Source organism: Candidatus Litorirhabdus singularis, from assembly GCF_026262625.1.
GTDB lineage: Bacteria > Pseudomonadota > Gammaproteobacteria > Pseudomonadales > Halieaceae > Litorirhabdus > Litorirhabdus singularis.
Map to the genome: position 1 here is coordinate 39,131 of NZ_SHNN01000007.1, position 19,378 is coordinate 58,508.

Annotated in this window: 19 protein-coding genes; 13 read left to right on the forward strand and 6 right to left on the reverse strand. The window is 56.6% G+C overall.

What is annotated here, in order from left to right:
- Positions 1 to 51 precede the first annotated feature (51 nt).
- Genes rpe through EYC98_RS21100 form a run of 3 tightly spaced genes read right to left on the reverse strand, consistent with a single transcriptional unit; the run spans position 52 to position 2,443 of the window.
- Complete coding sequence (gene rpe, locus EYC98_RS21090; protein ID WP_279247391.1) at positions 52 to 723, reverse strand: ribulose-phosphate 3-epimerase; 672 nt, start codon at positions 721 to 723, stop codon at positions 52 to 54.
- 29 nt (positions 724 to 752) lie between these two features.
- Complete coding sequence (murU, locus tag EYC98_RS21095; RefSeq protein ID WP_279247392.1) at positions 753 to 1,433, reverse strand: N-acetylmuramate alpha-1-phosphate uridylyltransferase MurU; 681 nt, start codon at positions 1,431 to 1,433, stop codon at positions 753 to 755.
- A complete protein-coding gene (locus tag EYC98_RS21100; RefSeq protein WP_279247393.1) occupies positions 1,430 to 2,443 on the reverse strand; it encodes an aminoglycoside phosphotransferase family protein in 1,014 nt (337 codons plus the stop codon). Before EYC98_RS21100 ends, murU begins: the two co-directional genes overlap by 4 nt.
- Positions 2,444 to 2,546: 103 nt before the next feature.
- Here EYC98_RS21100 and EYC98_RS21105 point away from each other — a divergent pair, with 103 nt between their 5' ends.
- The 7 genes from EYC98_RS21105 to EYC98_RS21135 are packed head-to-tail and all read left to right on the forward strand — an operon-like array spanning position 2,547 to position 10,748.
- Positions 2,547 to 4,994: an LPS-assembly protein LptD gene (locus tag EYC98_RS21105; RefSeq protein ID WP_279247394.1), complete on the forward strand. Its 2,448-nt coding sequence runs from the start codon at positions 2,547 to 2,549 to the stop codon at positions 4,992 to 4,994.
- Positions 4,987 to 6,264: a peptidylprolyl isomerase gene (locus EYC98_RS21110; RefSeq protein ID WP_279247395.1), complete on the forward strand. Its 1,278-nt coding sequence runs from the start codon at positions 4,987 to 4,989 to the stop codon at positions 6,262 to 6,264. The genes EYC98_RS21105 and EYC98_RS21110 overlap by 8 nt, the downstream gene beginning before the upstream one ends.
- Before the next feature lie 12 nt (positions 6,265 to 6,276).
- Positions 6,277 to 7,266 carry a 4-hydroxythreonine-4-phosphate dehydrogenase PdxA gene (gene pdxA / locus EYC98_RS21115; protein WP_279247396.1) on the forward strand — a complete coding sequence of 330 codons (990 nt, stop codon included), beginning with the start codon at positions 6,277 to 6,279 and terminating at the stop codon, positions 7,264 to 7,266.
- Entirely contained in the window at positions 7,263 to 8,054 is a 792-nt protein-coding gene (gene rsmA, locus EYC98_RS21120; RefSeq protein WP_279247397.1) for a 16S rRNA (adenine(1518)-N(6)/adenine(1519)-N(6))-dimethyltransferase RsmA, read from the forward strand. Before pdxA ends, rsmA begins: the two co-directional genes overlap by 4 nt.
- On the forward strand, positions 8,047 to 8,907 hold the full coding sequence (locus EYC98_RS21125; RefSeq protein WP_320415571.1) for a symmetrical bis(5'-nucleosyl)-tetraphosphatase: 861 nt from the start codon (positions 8,047 to 8,049) through the stop codon (positions 8,905 to 8,907). Before rsmA ends, EYC98_RS21125 begins: the two co-directional genes overlap by 8 nt.
- A complete protein-coding gene (locus tag EYC98_RS21130; RefSeq protein ID WP_279247398.1) occupies positions 8,894 to 10,006 on the forward strand; it encodes a tRNA nucleotidyltransferase/poly(A) polymerase-related protein in 1,113 nt (370 codons plus the stop codon). Before EYC98_RS21125 ends, EYC98_RS21130 begins: the two co-directional genes overlap by 14 nt.
- Positions 9,999 to 10,748 carry a pteridine reductase gene (locus EYC98_RS21135; RefSeq protein WP_279247399.1) on the forward strand — a complete coding sequence of 250 codons (750 nt, stop codon included), beginning with the start codon at positions 9,999 to 10,001 and terminating at the stop codon, positions 10,746 to 10,748. The genes EYC98_RS21130 and EYC98_RS21135 overlap by 8 nt, the downstream gene beginning before the upstream one ends.
- Here the strand turns inward: EYC98_RS21135 and folK are convergent.
- Genes folK through tsaD form a run of 3 tightly spaced genes read right to left on the reverse strand, consistent with a single transcriptional unit; the run spans position 10,732 to position 12,616 of the window.
- On the reverse strand, positions 10,732 to 11,223 hold the full coding sequence (folK, locus tag EYC98_RS21140) for a 2-amino-4-hydroxy-6-hydroxymethyldihydropteridine diphosphokinase (protein ID WP_279247400.1): 492 nt from the start codon (positions 11,221 to 11,223) through the stop codon (positions 10,732 to 10,734). The genes EYC98_RS21135 and folK overlap by 17 nt on opposite strands.
- Complete coding sequence (gene folB / locus EYC98_RS21145) at positions 11,224 to 11,580, reverse strand: dihydroneopterin aldolase (RefSeq protein ID WP_279247401.1); 357 nt, start codon at positions 11,578 to 11,580, stop codon at positions 11,224 to 11,226. It lies immediately after the preceding gene.
- Between the two features lies 1 nt (position 11,581).
- Complete coding sequence (gene tsaD, locus EYC98_RS21150) at positions 11,582 to 12,616, reverse strand: tRNA (adenosine(37)-N6)-threonylcarbamoyltransferase complex transferase subunit TsaD (protein ID WP_279247402.1); 1,035 nt, start codon at positions 12,614 to 12,616, stop codon at positions 11,582 to 11,584.
- A gap of 220 nt (positions 12,617 to 12,836) precedes the next feature.
- Between tsaD and rpsU the strand changes: the two genes are divergently transcribed.
- From rpsU to EYC98_RS21180, 6 genes are all read left to right on the forward strand, one after another.
- Positions 12,837 to 13,052 carry a 30S ribosomal protein S21 gene (gene rpsU / locus EYC98_RS21155; RefSeq protein WP_279247403.1) on the forward strand — a complete coding sequence of 72 codons (216 nt, stop codon included), beginning with the start codon at positions 12,837 to 12,839 and terminating at the stop codon, positions 13,050 to 13,052.
- A 15-nt stretch (positions 13,053 to 13,067) separates the two neighbouring features.
- Positions 13,068 to 13,520 (forward strand): GatB/YqeY domain-containing protein, encoded by a 453-nt coding sequence (locus tag EYC98_RS21160; protein WP_279247404.1) that lies wholly within the window; start codon positions 13,068 to 13,070, stop codon positions 13,518 to 13,520.
- A gap of 89 nt (positions 13,521 to 13,609) precedes the next feature.
- Positions 13,610 to 15,433: a DNA primase gene (gene dnaG / locus EYC98_RS21165; RefSeq protein ID WP_279247405.1), complete on the forward strand. Its 1,824-nt coding sequence runs from the start codon at positions 13,610 to 13,612 to the stop codon at positions 15,431 to 15,433.
- A 166-nt stretch (positions 15,434 to 15,599) separates the two neighbouring features.
- Positions 15,600 to 17,447: an RNA polymerase sigma factor RpoD gene (gene rpoD / locus EYC98_RS21170; RefSeq protein ID WP_279247406.1), complete on the forward strand. Its 1,848-nt coding sequence runs from the start codon at positions 15,600 to 15,602 to the stop codon at positions 17,445 to 17,447.
- Between the two features lie 87 nt (positions 17,448 to 17,534).
- Positions 17,535 to 18,749 carry a phytanoyl-CoA dioxygenase family protein gene (locus tag EYC98_RS21175; protein WP_279247407.1) on the forward strand — a complete coding sequence of 405 codons (1,215 nt, stop codon included), beginning with the start codon at positions 17,535 to 17,537 and terminating at the stop codon, positions 18,747 to 18,749.
- Between the two features lie 110 nt (positions 18,750 to 18,859).
- Positions 18,860 to 19,321 carry a hypothetical protein gene (locus tag EYC98_RS21180; RefSeq protein WP_279247408.1) on the forward strand — a complete coding sequence of 154 codons (462 nt, stop codon included), beginning with the start codon at positions 18,860 to 18,862 and terminating at the stop codon, positions 19,319 to 19,321.
- Positions 19,322 to 19,378: the final 57 nt, after the last annotated feature.

The window sequence follows — 19,378 nt, forward strand, 5'->3', positions numbered from 1 at the left end:
GCTATAGTGTAACCCCAGCGCGCTGTTACGCCAAACCGAAACTGAAGGTATCTAGCCTACCGTTGCGAGCTGCGCGCGCATTTCATTAATCACCGCCACATAATCTTCCTGATTAAAGATCGCAGAACCGGCGACAAAGGTATCGGCGCCCGCCGCAGCAATCTCAGCAATATTGGCCGTTGTTACGCCGCCATCAATTTCCAGCCGAATATCCAGACCACTGGCCTCGATAAGAGCCCGCGCTTCGCGCAGCTTGTCCAGCGTCGACGGAATAAACTTCTGCCCACCAAAGCCAGGGTTGACTGACATCAGCAGAATCATATCGACCTTGTCCATCACATACTTGAGCGCATCCAGCCCCGCCGCGGGATTGAACACCAAACCCGCCTTACAACCCGCCGCACGGATCATCTGCAGCGAGCGGTCAACATGAGTGGAAGCATCCGGATGGAAGGTAATGTAGCTGGCTCCGGCATCTGCAAACTGCTCGATCAACGCATCCACAGGGGTGACCATCAAATGCACATCAATCTCGGCGGTCACTCCATGCTGGCGCAGTGCTTTACAGACCATGGGGCCGATAGTCAGGTTGGGCACGTAGTGATTATCCATTACATCAAAGTGAACAATGTCGGCACCCGCTGCCAGTACATCATCTACTTCTGCCCCCAGACGGGCAAAATCAGCGGACAAAATGGACGGGGCAATCTTGAAATCAGACATGGGCAGGGCGCTCCGGAAAATGCGGCATTCTAAAGGATGCTCAGACTTGCATCCAGTTCCTTGAGTCGCTGGGGAGTACCGACATCGGTCCAGCGCCCACTAAAATGCTCTCCGCTGACGGCGCTGGCGGCAATTGCCGCATCTAACAGGGGCCGCAGCGGCAGCTTACCAGGCGCAGTACCAGCGAAAAACTCGGGTCGATAGACGGCAATACCGGCGTAGGTCAACGCTGGCGCTCCACCCGGCTGCTCCACCAAACGCACCGCATCACCTTCAAGAACAAAATCACCATCGTGATGCGCCGGGTTGTCTACCAGCACCAGATGCGCCAAATGCGCTGCTGCCATTGGCAAGTCACGCAGATGCGATAAAGGGTAGTCGCACCAGACATCGCCGTTGACCAGGGCAAATGGCCCGGCGCCCAACAGCGGCAGCGCCTGCACAATACCGCCGGCAGTCTCCAGCGGCTGCGCTTCACGCGAGTATTCAATCTGGCAACCCCAGCTACCGCCGTCGCCCAAAAAGGCTTCTATCTGCTCGCCCAGGTGGGAGGTATTGATCACAACATTAGTAAAACCCGCCGCCACCAGGTTTTCTATATGCCACTGAATCAGTGGCTTGCCGCCCACGGGCAACAGGGGTTTGGGCGTAAGGTCGGTAAGTGGGCGCATGCGCTCACCCAGCCCGGCGGCAAGAATCATCGCTTTCATGGGGACGCTTCCCACACTTGTGCTAGCACCCTGGGCTGCACCTCAACCCGAAACCAGTCGTTTAACCACTCAAACTCGGGATATACCGCGAGCACCTCGACGACGTAGTCCAACACCATAGGAATATCAGACAGATAAGTATCGCGTTGGTCACGCAGGGCCAGCCGTGAAAAATTACCCAGCACTTTCAGGTGACGCTGCAGCCCTATCAGATCAAACCAGCGCATGAACTGCTCATCAGATACACGACTCGTCTGCGAGCTCTGGTGATAGTAATCCAGCGCCCAACCACGCACCTGTGGGGCGGGCCAGCGGATATAGCAGTCGCGCAGCAGCGACACCAGGTCGTAACAGACCGGGCCCAACACTGCATCCTGAAAATCAATCACCCCCAGTGAGCCGTCGTCCTGGGGCATGAGATTGCGGCTGTGAAAATCGCGGTGCACCACCACCTGCGGTTGCCCGGCGGCGCTCTCAATTAGAATCTGGAAAAAATCTTGCAGCTGTGCAGACCAAGCGCTTGTCACGGTTATCTGCAATAGCCCCTCTACAAACCACTCCGGGAAGCGCTGCAGTTCCTCCGCCAACACCGCACTATCATACGCTGGCAGTTTCGCGGCAGCGGCAGCGGTATCGATCGACTGAATTGAGGCCAGCACCTGCAGTGCCTGCTGATAATGGCCATCTACGGTAGCCGGCGTAAGCATCGGTAACAGCAGCTGCTCGCCAAGATCCTCCAGCAATAGATAGCCCTGTTCCAGCGTACTGTCGAGCAACTCTGGCACGCGCACGTTGGCGTTAGCCAGCAGCTCTCGAACCGCCAGAAATTCGCGGTTTTTCTCACTGGCAGGCGGCGCATCTACCGCTATCCAGGCACGCTTTTCATGCCGTAACCTGAAATAACGACGGGCGCTGGCATCACCAGCCACCGGCTGCCAGTCAGTGCCACGTGCATCCAGGTTCAAAGCAGCCAGCACCCAACCGTGCAGCTCACGCTCTCGCGTATCCATTAAGGTGAACTCCCCGCCATCATTATTCGCGGGCAAGCCAGCCCGTAATGCTTTATCATCCGCCAATTATCCACTGACAGCAGCACAAATACATTACCTGTTCATGAATCCGGGCGCATTATTCACCATCGCTTACCGTCGTCATTGTATGACCCGCGGCATATTGCTGGCTCTGACGCTGTGGGCTCCAGCCCTGGCCGCGCAAACGATGCCCGTCGATTGTGAACCGAACACGGCAAGCTGCGGCGCCGCGGCGCCGACATCCAGCGCTCAGATGCAACCCGATACGCTTGACTGGGTCGCCTATCAGCTACTGCCAGAAAATCAAAAGCAGGCGCGCGCGATGCATTGCGGCGGCGCCTACGTTGATCCGCTCGCAGCAGTGGACACATCGATAGACCCCAGCACGCAGGAAATTCTCGGCAGCGCCGACAGCTCTGAACTACAAGGCAATCTGGTGCGCCTGGAAGGCGATGTAAGCCTGAATCAGGGCTATCGCCAGTTGCGCTCTGACCGGGCCGAGTACGATCGCAGCAACGGCACCGGCACTATGAATGGCAATGTAGAGTTTCGCGAGCCGGGGGCCTTATTGCGCGGCGAAAGCGCGTGGGTGGATACCAATACCGGCGAGGCCAGGCTGGATAACGGCCACTTTCTGATGCACGAGCAGCACGGCAGGGGCAGCGCCGAGCAAATCTATCGTCGCGCCGATGAAATTATTGAGCTGGAGTCGGCAGCCTACAGCTACTGCCCACCAAGCGCCGAGTTCTGGTCGCTGATCAGTAAAGAGCTAGAGCTGGATACTGAGGCTGGCACTGGCACCGCGCGCTCGGCTCGCCTGGAATTGAAAGGCACTCCGGTATTCTATTTCCCCTATCTGCAGTTTCCGATCGATGATCGGCGCAAAAGTGGCTTCCTCTGGCCAGAATTTGGGCGCGACTCCAGTGGTGGGGTTGATTTTGCCGTGCCCTACTATTTAAATCTGGCGCCCAACTACGACCTTTTGCTCACCCCGCGCTTGATCGCCGATCGTGGCGCGCAGGCTGAGGTGCAGGCTCGCTATCTGGGCACTTGGCTTGGACTGTGGGACTTTGGTGTCAGTTATATCGACGGTGATAAGCGCTATAAGGACGAGAACCCGGGGACCAGTGGCGACCGCTGGCTAGGCTCTATAGACCAGCGCGGTCTTGTCAATGACCGCTGGCGCTCTGAAATCGACTATACCGAAATCAGTGATATCGATTATCTGGCCGACATCGGCACCTCTTCGCTGGACGTACGCCAGAACACTCACCTCGATCAGCTGGCACGCATGAACTACCTGGGCGACAACTGGGAAGCCGAAATCCGGTTTCAGCAATTCCAGACCATCGACAAGGACATCGTCAACAAACCCTACAAGAAGCTCCCGGAAATTGCGTTGGACCACGTTCGCAGGCAAAAGGATTTCAGCCCGAATGTGCTGTTCAAGAGCCGGTTAACCGCCTTCGATCACCAGACTCTGCAAACCGGCGAGCGACTTTTCAATGAGGCCGGCGTCAATTACCCGATGAGCTGGATCTGGGGCAACCTCACCCCCACCATCAAGTATCGACACATAAACTACAACCTCGATAAACAGTTCCTCAACGACGGCGAAGACAACAACCCCAGCGTAGGCGCACCGCTGGCCAGTATCGATGGCAGTCTGTTTTTTGAGCGAGACATGGACTGGGGCGGCAAGCGATTCCTGCATACACTCGAGCCACAGGTGTTTTACCTGTGGGCTGACTACGAAGAACAGGATGATTTACCTAACTTTGACACTCGCGAGCTGACCTTCAGCTACGGCCAGCTGTTTCGCGACACCCGTTTTGCCGGTTATGACCGTATCGACGACGCCAATCAGGTTTCGGTGGGCATAACCACTCGTCTTATTGATCAGGAAACGGGCAATCAAACACTGCGTGCCAGCATCGGTCAGATTCATTACTTCGATGACCGTCTGGTCAATGATGGCACACCGGAAATAGATAACATGGAGGGCAGCTCTTCAATTGCTGCCCAGTTTGGCATGGAGCCTACCAACGCCCTCTCTTTCGACTCGTCGTGGCTATTTAACACCAACACCAACGAGCTTGACCAGACCAACGCCCGCGTCAGTTATATGGCGCCCAAGGGCCGTATTTTTAACCTGGGCTATAGTTTTCGGCGCGCCAACGATACCGGTGTCGTCAATGCCAATCAAGACATCAGTCAGGTCGATTTCTCTACTTATCTGCCGATAGCAGACAACTGGGGGGTATTCTTCCAAGCCCTGTATGACCTTGACGAGAAGGACAGTATCAATGACATCTTTGGCATAGAGTATAATGATTGCTGCTGGCGTCTGCGGCTAGTGCATCAGCGCAGCCTGAACCAAGTTAGCGGCTCTACTGTCGTAGGTAGTGACGTAGAGACCAAACAGGCAACCTACGTCGAGTTCCAGCTCAAAGGGCTAGGTGGCGTTGGCACCCGTGTAACCAAAGTATTGGAAGAGTTTATTCGTGGCTATGAGAGTGAAGATGATTAGGAAAACGTGGCGTCAAGCGGCGCTGGCAATCGCATTTTGTTGTACAGCCATGGCCAGCAGTGCCGACTTTCAGCCATTGGACTCAGTGGTGGCTATTGTTGAGGACGATGTCATTATGTCCAGCGAACTGCGCGAGCGCCTGAACCGGGTGCGCGCTAATCTGGAGGCGCAGCAGCAGGAGTTACCGGACCAGAACCTACTGGTGCGTGAAACCCTGGACCGCCTGGTGCTGGAAAGCATCCAATTGCAAATGGCGGCGCGGGCTGGCGTGCGCATCGGCGATGCCCAACTCAACGATGCAGTGGCCAGGGTGGCAGCGCAAAACCGTATGAGCGTTGAGCAATTTCGAGTTCAGCTGGAGGCGCAGGGGCAATCCTATACTTCCATGCGCAACAGCATTGAACGTGAATTGATTCTACAGCGGGTCCAATCGGGAAACGTCAATCAGCGTATTCAAATTACCGAACAGGAAGCACTCAACTATCTGGAGTCTGAGGAAGGCGAGGTTCTAACAGCGGAGCAGTACCATCTGATTCACGCGTTACTGCCCATACCCGAGGGCAGCTCACTAAACGAAGCCGCCGCCAAAGCGCATGTTGAAAAGCTCTATCAACGCATCAAGGCAGGCGAGGAATTTGGGCCGGTTATTGCCAGCAGTGGAGAACCCTACCTGTTCACAGGCGGTGATCTGGGATGGCGTAAAAGCGATGAAGTCCCCAGCCTGTTTGCCGAGGTCGCACCAACGCTGCAAATAGGTCAATCTTCACCGCCTATTCGCAGCGCCAGCGGCTTTCACCTCGTCATCATGGCGGAAAAGCGCGGCGGCACAACCATTGTTGGGCAAAACAAGGTTCGCCATATTCTGGTCAAGCCGTCGACTATTCGCAACGACGAACAGACGCGCGAGTTTGTCGCCAGACTCCGCCGGCAGATCATAGATGGTGCTGACTTTGCCGAACTGGCGCGGGCCAACTCTGAAGATATTGGTTCTGCCCAGGAAGGTGGCGAGCTCGGCTGGACCAACCCCGGCCAGATGGTGCCAGAGTTTGAACAGATGGTGCAAAATGTTGAGATTGGTGCAGTATCGGAGCCCTTCAGAACTCAGTTTGGCTGGCACATTCTCCAGGTAGAGGACCGCCGTCAGGAGGATATGACGGAAATTGTAGCCATGAACCGGGCCCGTGAAGTTTTGCATCAACGCAAATACCAGGAGGAACTCGATGCCTGGCTGCGTAAAATTCGCGATGAAGCCTTTGTGGACATCAAGTAACTGGCAACGCCGGTGATAGCCCGTCTGGCCCTGACCACCGGCGAACCCGCCGGCATTGGTCCCGACCTTGCGCTGCTGCTGAGTCGGACAGCGCAGAACGATCATATTGTCGCTATCGGCGACCGCTCGCTCCTGCAGCAACGAGCCGCCCAGCTAGGCATTACGGTGACTCTGCAGGAGTTTGACCCGGCCGCGCCACACACAGCGTCTGTAGCCGGCTCACTGCAGGTTCTGCACGTGCCTCTCGCGGCCCCTTGCGTGGCCGGACAGCTCAATAGCGCCAATGCGAACTATGTGCTGCAGACCTTACAAAGCGCAGTAACCGGTATTGAGCTGGGCCACTTTGATGCCATGGTCACCGCTCCGGTGCAAAAGTCGGTCATTAACGCCGCCGGTATTCCTTTTAGTGGGCATACTGAATATCTGGCAGAGCTGACCGCCACCCCAAAAGTAGTGATGATGCTTGCTACCGAGGGCCTGCGCGTTGCTCTGGTGACAACGCATCTGCCGTTGAAGGCAGTGCCCGCTGCAATCACCGCGGCCGAGCTGACCAGCGTCTGCGAAATTTTGCATCGGGATTTACAGACCCGGTTTGGGCTGCCCAACCCTGTCATTGCGGTACTGGGCCTAAACCCCCACGCTGGAGAGGATGGCCATTTGGGCACTGAGGAGCAAACCATCATCGAACCTGCACTAAACGAGTTGCGCGCCGGCGGCATGGATGTACGCGGCCCGCTGCCTGCCGACACTGCTTTTAATCCCAAAGTGTTGAAAACATGCGATGCGGTACTTGCCATGTATCACGACCAGGGACTGCCAGTACTCAAATACGCCGGTTTCGGCAATGCAGTCAACATTACGCTAGGCCTACCCATAGTGCGCACATCAGTTGACCACGGCACCGCGCTCGACCTGGCCGGCAGCGGTCAGATCGACAGCGGCTCGCTACATTATGCACTCAGCGTCGCCAGCGAGATGGTCACTGCGGGCGCGGTAACATGAGCGACAAACATCGCGCGCGTAAACGATTCGGCCAGAATTTTCTGACCGACGCAGGCGTGATCCGCCAGATAGCCCGCGCCATCAACCCGCGGCCTGACCAGCATGTGGTTGAAATTGGGCCCGGCAAGGGAGCGCTGACCACTGAACTGGTGGACAGCGCCGGACAGCTCGATGTGATTGAGCTGGACCGCGACCTGGTGCCTCTGCTACAGCAACGCTTCGCCAACGCCGACAACCTCACTGTTCACAGTGCCGATGCCCTGAGCTTTGATTACGCTCAATTGCAGCAAGCACAGCAACCCCTGCGCGTGGTTGGCAACCTGCCCTACAATATTTCCACACCGCTTATTTTCCATCTTTTGCAGTACGTCGGGTTGATCACTGATATGCACTTCATGCTGCAACTGGAAGTGGTCAAACGCCTGTCCGCCAGCCCGGGCAGTAAAGCCTGGGGGAAACTCGGCGTTATGGCGCAATACCATTGCCAGGTTGATTCGCTGTTTGAAGTGCCACCTCACGCGTTTAGTCCGGCACCAAAGGTGCAGTCGGCCATCGTCAGATTGCAACCAAAGCCCGCTGGCAGCACCGACGCTATTACTGAAGCCCGCTTGCGCCGGGTGGTCAGCACCGCCTTTGCGCAACGCCGTAAAACCTTACGCAACACTTTGCGTGACCTGGTCAGCGTGCAACAATTGGAGTCCGTAGGCATCGAACCTGGCGCCAGGGCCGAGACTCTCAGCCTGGACCAGTTTCTGGCGATCAGTGCTTTGCTGGAGCCTAATGACTAGTGCCTGCGAGCAGGCCCAGGACAATCAAAAGGACAACCTACAAAACAATATGGCGACGTACGCGGTAGGCGATTTACAGGGCTGCATCAAGCCGCTCAAGTGTTTGCTCAAGGACGCTGGGTTCAGCTGGTCCCGCGACCGCTTGTGGTTGGTTGGTGACCTGGTTAATCGCGGACCCAAGTCCCTCAAGACGCTGCGCTACCTCTATAAACACCGCAAACAAATCACCTGTGTGCTGGGTAACCATGACCTGCATCTACTGGCGGTGGCGAACGGCCTGCGCCCCATGAGCGCGGGCGATACCCTGCATAAAATTTTGGTAGCACCCGACCGTGACAAGTTGCTGAACTGGTTACGCCAACAACCCCTGCTGCACACCGAACAGGGCTATACCATGGTGCATGCTGGTATTCCGCCGATGTGGGATTTGGCGCAGGCTCAGGGCTGCGCACAAGAGGTAGAGGCGGCGCTGCGCGGCGCTGACTATCGCCAATTCCTTGCGTCTATGTATGGCGACGTGCCCAACACCTGGGATGACTGTCTTAGCGGTATGCCGCGACTGCGCCTGATTACCAATTACCTGACACGGATGCGCTTTATAGACGCCGACGGCGGGCTAGACCTGACAAGTAAAGGTGCCACCCCCGACCCCGGCAAAATCGTCGGCCCCTGGTTCGACCACATGGACAGGCGCACTCGCGATACCCGCATCATCTTCGGCCATTGGGCCGCGCTTGACGGCAGGGCCGTTGGCGAAAACCTGTATGCTACCGACACCGGTTGCGTATGGGGAAACACATTGAGCATGTACTGTCTGGACACTCAGCAATGGCACCGCTGTGACTGCAGCTGAGCTGGACGTCTATCTAGTGGGAGGCGCTGTCCGCGACAGTCTGCTGGGCCAGCCGCGTGGTGATCAAGACTGGGTCGTAGTCGGCGCCACCCCCCAACAAATGCTGGATGCCGGATATAGCCAGATTGGAAAAGACTTTCCGGTCTATCTGCATCCCGACACCAAGGAAGAATATGCCCTGGCGCGCACCGAGCGTAAAAGCGGCCATGGCTACAATGGTTTCACCTGCTACAGCGACACCGATGTGACGCTGGAACAAGATCTGTCGCGCCGTGACCTGACGATCAATGCCATCGCCCAAGACAGCGCAGGAAACCTGTACGACCCCTATGGCGGCCAGCAGGACCTGCAGCAACGCCTGCTGCGCCACGTCTCTGCGGCGTTTGTGGAAGACCCGCTGCGAGTACTCAGAGTGGCCCGCTTTGCCGCACGCTTTCACCATCTTGGCTTCACCATTGCCTCCGAAACCCAGGAACTCATGTGTACCATTGCTGCCAGTGGCGAGTTAGAGCATTTGCCTACTGAACGCATCTGGCAGGAGCTTGAGCGTTCAATGGGCGAGCAATCTCCACACATCTTTTTCACCACATTACAGGACTGCGGGGCCCTACAGGCACTGGTGCCACAATGGCCATTAGAGCAACATCACCTGTCAAATCTGCAGACAGCTGCAGCACAGGGCAGCAGCTCCTCCGAGCGCTTTGCCTGCTTGCTGGGCAACCTGCCTGGTGACCTTATTGGCAGTATCTGCCGTCAACTGGGTAGCCCCAAACAACACCGTGAGCTCGCCGAGTTATGCGGTAATCTGGGCCCAACCGTCAACGCCGCCACCGACCCAGAGGCCATATTGCAGTTGCTGGAAAGCAGCGATGCATGGCGCCGTGAGCAACGCTTTGAGGACTTCATCGGCTGCTGTGTCATTTGCCATGGACTGAGTGCAGTCCTCGCCAGCAGACTGCTGGAGGCACGTAAAATCTGCCATCGCATTGATACTGCACAATGGCTTAAAGAGGGGGTGGCAGGTGCTGAAATAGGCGCCAAGATACGTGCTCGTCGCCTACAATTACTGGCCCAGCCGGCAGGCAGGCAAGATGCCTGAGCGCAATCCCCTGGCCTTGATAACCGGCGCGGCACAGCGCATAGGCGCTGCTATTTGCAGGCAACTGCATCAGGCCGATTATGACCTGGTGCTGCACTACCGCAGCTCCAGCGAGAGCGCCACTGCCCTCGCTGCCCAATTAAACGCACTGCGTCCTGACTCATGCTCGCTGGTCAAGGCAGACCTGGCCGAAAGCGACCAGATCGCCAAGCTAACTGAACAGATTGACCACTCCCGCCTGCGGTTGTTAGTCAACAATGCATCCGTCTATTTACCGACGCCTCAGGATCAGGCCAACCCCACAAACTGGGATATTCTGATGCATACCAATTTACGCGCACCCTGGTTACTGAGTCAGGCGCTGGCGCCTGTTTTGGGCCAGAACCGTGGCAACATCGTCAACATTATCGACGCCTTCGCCGCACGTCCGCAGCCCGGTTACGCCCTGTATAATACCGCGAAAAATGGTCTTGCCAGCCTCACGCGACAGCTGGCGCTGGAATTGGCACCGGCAGTAAGAGTCAACGGCGTCGCGCCCGGCGCCATCCTGTGGCCAGAGCCAGGTGATGCAGAGATGAGCGAGGCGGAGCGCGAAAGCCTACTGCGGGCTATTCCGTTGGGTCGCCTCGGGGAGTGTGAGGATATCGCCCGTTGTGTGCTATTTCTGGCGGCTGAAGCGCCCTATGTTACCGGCCAAATACTGGCTGTAGATGGAGGAGCCAGTCTCACCCCTGCCAGTTAAACGGTATGGTACGAACCCGCCCCTGGTACTCGTACTGCTCCCACAAACGGGCGTAGCTAATGCCCTCCACAGGATGTAAAACCGCAGGCTGCAATTCGGCCATGGGACCCAATACGTGAGCATTAAACAGTATTTCTGGCCGTGGCAATTCCACCTTACCAAACCGGCCCACCAAGTCATCGAACGTCAGAATATCAATATCCAATGTGCGGGCACTGCGCGGGCCGGCATCTGCGGGCCTACCATGGGCATACTCTAACTCGCGCAACCAGCTTGCCAGCTCTGCCAACGGCAGTGAGCTCGATAGCACGACACCCAGATTCAAAAACGCCTCACCACTGAAACCGACCGCTGCACTTTCATAGACCGAGGACAGCTGCAGCTCACCAAACTTCGCCCGCAATGCCTTCACGCCAGCACGCAGCTGGTTCTCGCGATCGATATTACTGCCCACATTCAGGGAAATCAGGGCCACTTAGGACTGCTCACCACGTTCAATAATAACGCCGACATCGTCGGCCTGAGGCACCGCACCAGGTTTGCCCAAGCGCAATTGCAGCCAGGGCACTCCAAATTCCTCCTGTAATACCTGCGCTATCTGTTCGGCGAGCGTTTCCAAAAGGCGAAAATGCTGATTCTCAATCATGTTTAACAGACGCGCGCTGATCGCCGCGTAATCGGCGGTGGTGCTCAGGTCATCAGTAGCTGCCGTGTGCGCTACATCACTGCCCAACTCCAGGTCGATAACAACGGTTTGCCGCTGTTGCTGCTCCCATTCGTGCACACCGATATAGGTATCGATACGCAACTGAGATATATAAATAATATCCATACTATGCTGCTCCGGGTGCCGCGAGCTCGTCCATGGGCCAACGCGGACGCACGGCCGTATCCGCGCGCTCGGTGTCCCCTGCCAACAAACGCTGACAACCGGCGTAAGCAATCATCGCTCCGTTATCGGTGCAAAAACGCAATGCCGGGTAATAAACCCTGGCCTGTATCTTGGCCAGAGCCGCACTCAGGCGCTCACGTAGCTCAGTATTGGCGCTGACACCGCCGGCGATAACCAGCCGCTGCAGCTGCTCTTGCTGCAGGGCTCTGCGACACTTGATAACCAGCGTATCAACCACCGCTAACTGAAACGCACAGGCAATATCTGCGCGAGTTTGCTGATCCACATTATCGCGACCCCCATTTTGCGCCAGGGTATTGAGCGTAAACGTTTTCAGGCCACTGAAGCTGAAATCTAACCCCGGGCGATTCACCATGGGCCGCGGAAAGGTAAAGCGGGCCGGATCACCCGACTCAGCCAGCCGCGCGACATGCGGTCCACCCGGATAAGGCTCTCCCAACATTTTTGCCACCTTATCAAAGGCTTCACCCGCCGCATCGTCCAGTGATTCACCCAGCAGTTTGTATTCACCCAGTCCATCAACGCGCACCAACTGGGTGTGACCGCCAGATACCAGCAGCGCAATAAAAGGGTAAGCGGGTTTGTCTGGCTCCAGCATAGGAGCCAGTAAATGCCCCTCCATGTGATGAATACCCAGCGCCGGAATACCCCAGCCCATGGCCAGACCGCGGGCCAGAGTGGCTCCGACCATCAAAGCGCCTACCAGTCCAGGGCCGGCGGTATACGCCACCGCTGAAATCTCACCACGCCCCACGCCAGCTTTGCTAATGACTTCCTCAATCAGTGGCAGCGCCTTGCGCACATGGTCACGCGAAGCCAGCTCCGGCACCACGCCACCGTATTCCTCATGCACGGCAACCTGGCTGTATAATGCGTCAGCCAGCAAGCCACGATCGCTGTCGTATAACGCAACCCCGGTCTCATCACAGGATGTTTCTATCCCCAGTACCAGCATGGGAGGCCTCAGTTTTACAAAGTGGGCATGATAATGGAGGCTCCGGCTGGCTACAATCCGATAAACCGGCGCGCTGCCTTCCCCTTCACCCTCAAGGGGGCTTTGCAATATCGGCAATTAAGGTATAAAATGCGCGCCCTTTAAGCCTGTAGACCCCGAATTTAGTGGCCTGCAGGGAAACATTCAAACACAACGAAAAGCCAAGACAGGTAACGCTTTAATGCCATCAATCAAGATCAAGGAAAATGAACCTTTTGATATCGCGCTGCGCCGCTTCAAGCGCTCTTGCGAAAAAGCCGGTGTTCTCGCCGAAGTACGCAAGCGTGAGCACTACGAAAAGCCGACGACTGTGCGTAAGCGCGCCGCTGCCGCTGCCGTCAAGCGTCATGCCAAGAAAGTCTCACGGGAAAACAAAAAGCGCGTTCGTCTTTACTAGAGCTCGCCTGCCCGCATGAGTGATACCTCCCTCACCGAGACAATCAAGGCAGCCATGAAGGCTGCCATGAGAGCCAAGGACAAGCCACGTTTGAGCACTATTCGCCTCATGCAGGCGGAATTCAAACGCATAGAAGTTGACGAACGCATTAGCGTCGACGATCAGCGCGCTCTGGCCGTACTCGACAAAATGGTCAAGCAGCGACGCGACTCAGCTCAGCAATACACCGACGCAGAGCGCACCGATCTGGCCGACCAGGAAAACTACGAAATTGGCGTTATTCAAGAGTTTCTGCCGCAGCAATTGTCTGAAGCGGATGTTCTGGCCTTAATCGATGCTGCTATTGCCAGCACTGGCGCTACCGATATGCAAGGGATGGGCCCCGTGATGGGACAGCTCAAGCCGCAGCTGCAAGGCCGCGCCGACATCGGCCAGGTTAGCAAGCTGGTTAAGGATCGACTAGCCTGACCTCTGGACCGATGCACTTTCGGCCAGTTAAAACACATTTCCCTCCTACACCCAACCCCATGCTCCGGCATAGTGGGCTAGAATAGATTATGGCCGGACGTATACCCCAATCTTTCATTGACGACTTGCTCGACCGAGCCGATATCGTCGAGGTCATTGATCGCCGGGTAAAGCTCAAAAAAACCGGCAAGAACTACTCAGCACGATGCCCCTTCCACGATGAGAAAACCCCCTCTTTCAGCGTCAACCCTGAAAAGCAGTTCTACTACTGCTTTGGCTGCGGCGCTGGCGGCAACTCCCTGGGCTTTCTCATGGACTACGAGAACATGGAGTTTCCGCGAGCCGTGGAAAGTCTGGCCGACGCCTGCGGCATGCAGGTGCCCAGGGAAGAAAGCAATCAAAAGGTCGATAAGGGCCAGCGCGAGCTCTACCCACTGCTGGAAGAAGCCGCCTCCTACTACCAGAAGCAGCTGCGCAGCCACCCCGAGCGAGACCAGGCCGTCGCTTATCTGAAAGGCCGTGGCCTTACCGGTCAGGTCGCCAAACAGTATGACATGGGCTTTGCTCCGCCGGGCTGGGATAACCTGCTTAGCACGCTGGGCACCAGCGAAGAACGCAAGCTGCAGCTGCAGCAGGCCGGCATGGTGATAAAAAACGAAGACGGGCGGGTCTATGACCGCTTCCGCAACCGGGTGGTCTTTCCCATTCGCGATCAGCGTGGTCGCGTTATCGCTTTCGGCGGACGAGTACTGGGGGATGACAAACCCAAATATCTCAATTCCCCGGAAACCGAGATATTTCACAAGGGGCGTGAGTTGTACGGGCTATACCATGCCCAAAAGCTCAATCGCCAGCTACAGCGAATTGTAGTCGTCGAAGGCTACATGGACGTCATTGCCCTGGGCCAGCACGGTATCACGTGGGCCGTGGCAACACTCGGTACCGCAACCAGCACCGCACATCTGGAAAAAATATACCGGCGCTGTTCGGAAGTTGTGTTTTGCTTCGACGGCGACGAGGCTGGACGCAAAGCCGCCACGCGGGCGCTGGAGTCTGCGCTACCGGCGATGCAAGACGGCCGTCAGGCCAAGTTTTTGTTCCTGCCAGAAGGCGAGGACCCGGATACTCTGGTGCGTGACCGCGGTGCCGAGCATTTTCTACAACTGGTGGAACAGGCCATGCCGTTGGAACAGTATCTGTTTGAAAGTGTCGGTCAGGGGCTTGATATCGACAGCATGGACGGCCGCGCACGCCTGAGCAAACTGGCCGCACCGCTACTCTCAAAATTACCCAACGGTGTCTTCAGACAATTGATGTTTCAGGCCCTGGCCGAACGCACCGGGCTCGAACAAGGCGCCCTGCAGGCGCTGGTAGACATACCAGCGCCGACTCCTGTTCCGGCACAGAAACAGGCTCAGGCGCCTCCAGAGTCCAGCAAGCCACGCCAACGCCCTGTGCTGCACCAACAACCCCAAGGGTTTAGCAACCTGGCGCAGTCTGCTATGGCCCTGTTGTTACACAAACCCGATATCGCCCAACAAGCCGGCGATTATTCGGCCCTCAAACAGCTGGCAGGTACCGATATAGCCCTGCTGGTCGAGGTACTCGAATTGCTACAGCGGCGCCCGGACTCGACTACAGCCATGATTTTGGGGCACTGGTATGGCAGCGATGCCGGCGAGGTACTGAACCAACTGGCAGGTCAGGAAAGGTTAATTCCGGCCGCAGGCATTGAAAAACAGTTTAGCGACACCATTGAGTTACTTATCCAACACCCAAAACGGCAAATTTTAGGCGCGCGAGTCGACAAACTCCGGGACAGGAACTACGCTGATATCAGCGATCTGGAAAAGCTGGAAATTGTTCGCGCATTGCAGGAAAAGCAGCAACTGGACCAAAAACGGGGCAAATAGGCCTGCCATAACGAACTTTCAGGCAATTCATTATTCTAAGCAGTAGTACGTTATTTAGTAGTCGCGGCTAGTGTTTATCGGTTATACTTCGCGGCTAATTTTTTTTGGCCTTTCACCTGCGAACAGTGCAGGGGCATCGTGTTCCAACTACATAGGTAATTACTTAATGAACGACGCGGTTCAGCAACAATCCCGTCTCAAGGAACTTATTGCCAAGGGCAAGGAACAGGGCTACCTGACCTATGCCGAGGTCAATGACCACCTGCCTGAAGATATCTCTGACCCGGATCAGGTCGAAGATATCATCCAGATGATCAACGACATGGGCATTCAGGTGTTTGAGGTTGCCCCAGACGCCGATACCCTGCTGATGACCGAAGGCGATAGTTCTGCCGACGACATCGCTGCAGCGGAAGCTGCAGCAGCACTGGCCGCGGTAGAGACCGAAGCCGGCCGCACCACCGACCCCGTGCGTATGTATATGCGCGAGATGGGCACGGTGGAACTGCTGACCCGTGAGGGTGAGATTGTCATTGCCAAACGTATCGAAGAAGGCATCCGCGAGCTCATGGCCGCGCTGGCGCATTTCCCCGGTTCGGTGCAATCGATTATCGACGAGTATGACAAGGTTGCGACCGAAGAGCGCAAGCTGCCCGATATTCTGATCGGCTACCTGGACCCGGCCGACCACGTGCCTTCTGCCCAGGAAGTCGCCGCTGCTGCCGCTGCTGCTGCAGCTGCTGCGGAAGCCGCCGGCAATAAACCTGAAGCCGATGACGATGATGAGGACGAGCCAGACACCGGACCAGATCCGGTAGAAGCCAAGAAACGCTTTACTGCCATTAAGCGCGCCTATAACAAGGCCGAGAAGTCGATCGCCAAAGAAGGTCGCAGTGGCAAAACTGCTATTAAGGACCTGGAAAAGCTGGGTGAGCTGTTCAAGTTCCTCAAGCTGACTCCTAGAGTTTTTGACCCCATGACAGAAACGGCACGCGCCGTACTGAGCGGTGTCCGTGATCAGGAGCGTGAAATCATGCGCACCGTCGTGCGCTATAGCGGTATGCCTCGCGCCGAGTTCATCAAGAGCTTTCAAGGCAGCGAAGGCGACCTGAAGTGGATCACCAAATACGCACGTAGCAAAAAAGATTACGCAGTAAAAATGATGGCGCAAAAAGACATCATTCTGCGTGCACAACGCAAAATCGCCATGCTGGAGAGCCGCACCGGCCTGACTGTGGCGGAAATCAAGGAAATCAATCGCCGCATGTCCATGGGCGAAGCTATGGCCCGTCGTGCCAAGAAAGAAATGGTTGAGGCTAACCTGCGCCTGGTTATCTCCATCGCCAAGAAGTACACCAACCGCGGCCTACAGTTCCTCGATCTTATTCAGGAAGGCAACATTGGCCTGATGAAAGCGGTCGACAAGTTTGAATATCGCCGCGGTTACAAATTTTCAACCTATGCTACCTGGTGGATTCGTCAGGCCATTACCCGCTCTATTGCTGACCAGGCCCGCACCATTCGTATTCCGGTGCATATGATTGAGACCATCAACAAACTCAACCGTATCAGCCGTCAGATGCTGCAGGAGATGGGCCGCGAGCCAACGCCTGAAGAATTGGGCGAACGCATGGAAATGCCTGAGGACAAGATTCGCAAAGTGCTGAAGATTGCCAAAGAGCCTATTTCCATGGAAACCCCTATCGGTGATGACGAAGATTCGCACCTGGGTGATTTCATTGAAGACGCCACCATCGCATCACCCGTAGATTCTGCAACAGGCTCTGGCCTGCATGAAGCCACTAAAGATGTCTTGGCAGGGCTGACTGCGCGTGAAGCCAAGGTGCTGCGTATGCGTTTTGGCATCGATATGAATACCGACCATACTCTGGAAGAAGTGGGCAAGCAGTTTGACGTAACGCGTGAGCGTATTCGTCAGATCGAAGCCAAGGCATTGCGCAAACTGCGTCATCCCTCGCGCTCTGATCATCTGCGCAGCTTCCTCGACGAGTAATCCTGGCCCACAGCCGTTGCCCGCCACTGGCGAATAACGGTTTATCCTGGCTATACTGAAGGCTCCCCTTATGCGGAGCCTTTTTTTATGTCTATCGATTGTCGCACCCGCCGCCATATCGACCTGCGTCAGATTGGCATTGAGGAAGCCTTCGAACAGGTATTGCCAGCTGCCGTCGCTCGCAACAGCCGCTTAGCAGCGCGCGGCATCACCAGCAGAAGTATTACTGGCTTACGCCTGCAAGTTGCCGACCGTGGCCTGACCTTGCGGGTACACGGCGACCGCCTGGAGCTGAGTGAGCGTGATGATAGTGACTGCATTAAAGCTGAGCTGTCAGCTGAGGCACTCTCTAAGCTACTGCAGGATCAAAGCACCACCATGGGCCTGGCCATGCAATCGCTGGTCAAGATAACCCGCGGCGACTTTGAGCACTGGATCAGTTGGGAACCGGTGTTCAGAGCCCTGTTGGATGGCCGTCCAGTGCATGAGCCCGGCGCCATAAGCTTACACGACCAACACGGCAACTCTCTGGATACCACCCGCAAGTTCACCCTTGATGATGATCGCAGTGCCATGCAACACCAATTGCAGGAGGCTGGTTTTTTGCATATCCAGTCGGTGTTCTCGGGCGCCGAGATGGCACAGGTCAGCACTGACCTGGATCGTGCGCTATCGCGAGCCACACCGGATGATGGTGCTTCCTGGTGGGCGGAGGACGCCAGCGGCAAACAACAAGCGGTACGCGTACTCTGGTTCAACGAGCAATCCGATATGTTGCAGAAGCTATTGCACGACGAGCGCCTGCAATGGCTGGCAGCGCTGACCGACGATGGCCACGACGGCAGCAACATGAGCGCCGAAGGCCTGCTCAAACCCCTGCATATTCGCAAGGGGCTGTCCGATCTACCCTGGCACAAGGATTGCGGCCAGGGCGGTCACAGCTTGCAGTGCAACGGCCTGACCGTTGGTATCTCAGTGACCGGAGCTGATAGCGCCAGTGGCGCCCTCGGCGTTGTCCCGGGCTCTCACCGGGCCAACGTACAAATTGCCCGACTGGACCCCAGTCTCGATTTAGCGCCGGTGAAACTGGAAACCCTGACTGGCGACATCACGGTCCATTGCAGCGACACCTTGCATCGCGCACATAGCCCCAGCAAGCGCACCCGACAGGTGGTCTATACCTCCTTTCAGCTGCCACCACTGCCCGGTGATAGCGTGCCGGCTCCACCGCGCTCGCAGCAACGCCAGGCGCGCGCCAAACTCACCGATGTGCAGGATCGCATTGCCGGGGCGGGCTCATAGAGCTGAACACCTACCCGTGTTATTCTGCGGGGCGCGCTTCAGTTACGTCATCACTCTATCGCCTGTGCGGTATCTTCGGCAGGTAAACAACCGCTATCAGGGTGTCTCTTATGTACGTAAAGCTCTTCCTGTTGATTCTGGTACTAACTTCAAAAACAGCCCTTGCAGCGGGCGACATACCCTACCATCACCTGGCAGTGGTGCTTGCGGGCGGCGTCGAAAAGAAAAGTGATCACGACGAGAACACTTCGATGGCGGGCCTCGAGTACGAGTACCGCTTTAGCGCGAAGCTGGGCATTGGCGCAGTGTATGAAGAGCTGGGAGAAGATGCCGTGCGTAATCAGGCCGTCATATTACCCCTGAGCATTCACCCGGGCGGCCACTGGCGTATTTTTACCGGGCCTGGCTATGAATGGCATGGCAGCAAAGAAAAATACCTCTGGCGTCTGGGCGGCGGTTACGAATTTAATATTGGCGGCCACTGGTCTCTGGCCCCTGAAGCCTCGGTTGATATGATAGAGAACGGCGACAGCACCTGGCTACTCGGGCTCGCCCTCGGCTACCACTTTTAAAATCAGGCACAGCCACGGCTGACAACATCACGCTGCCGGTGATCCAGCGCCCTGGCC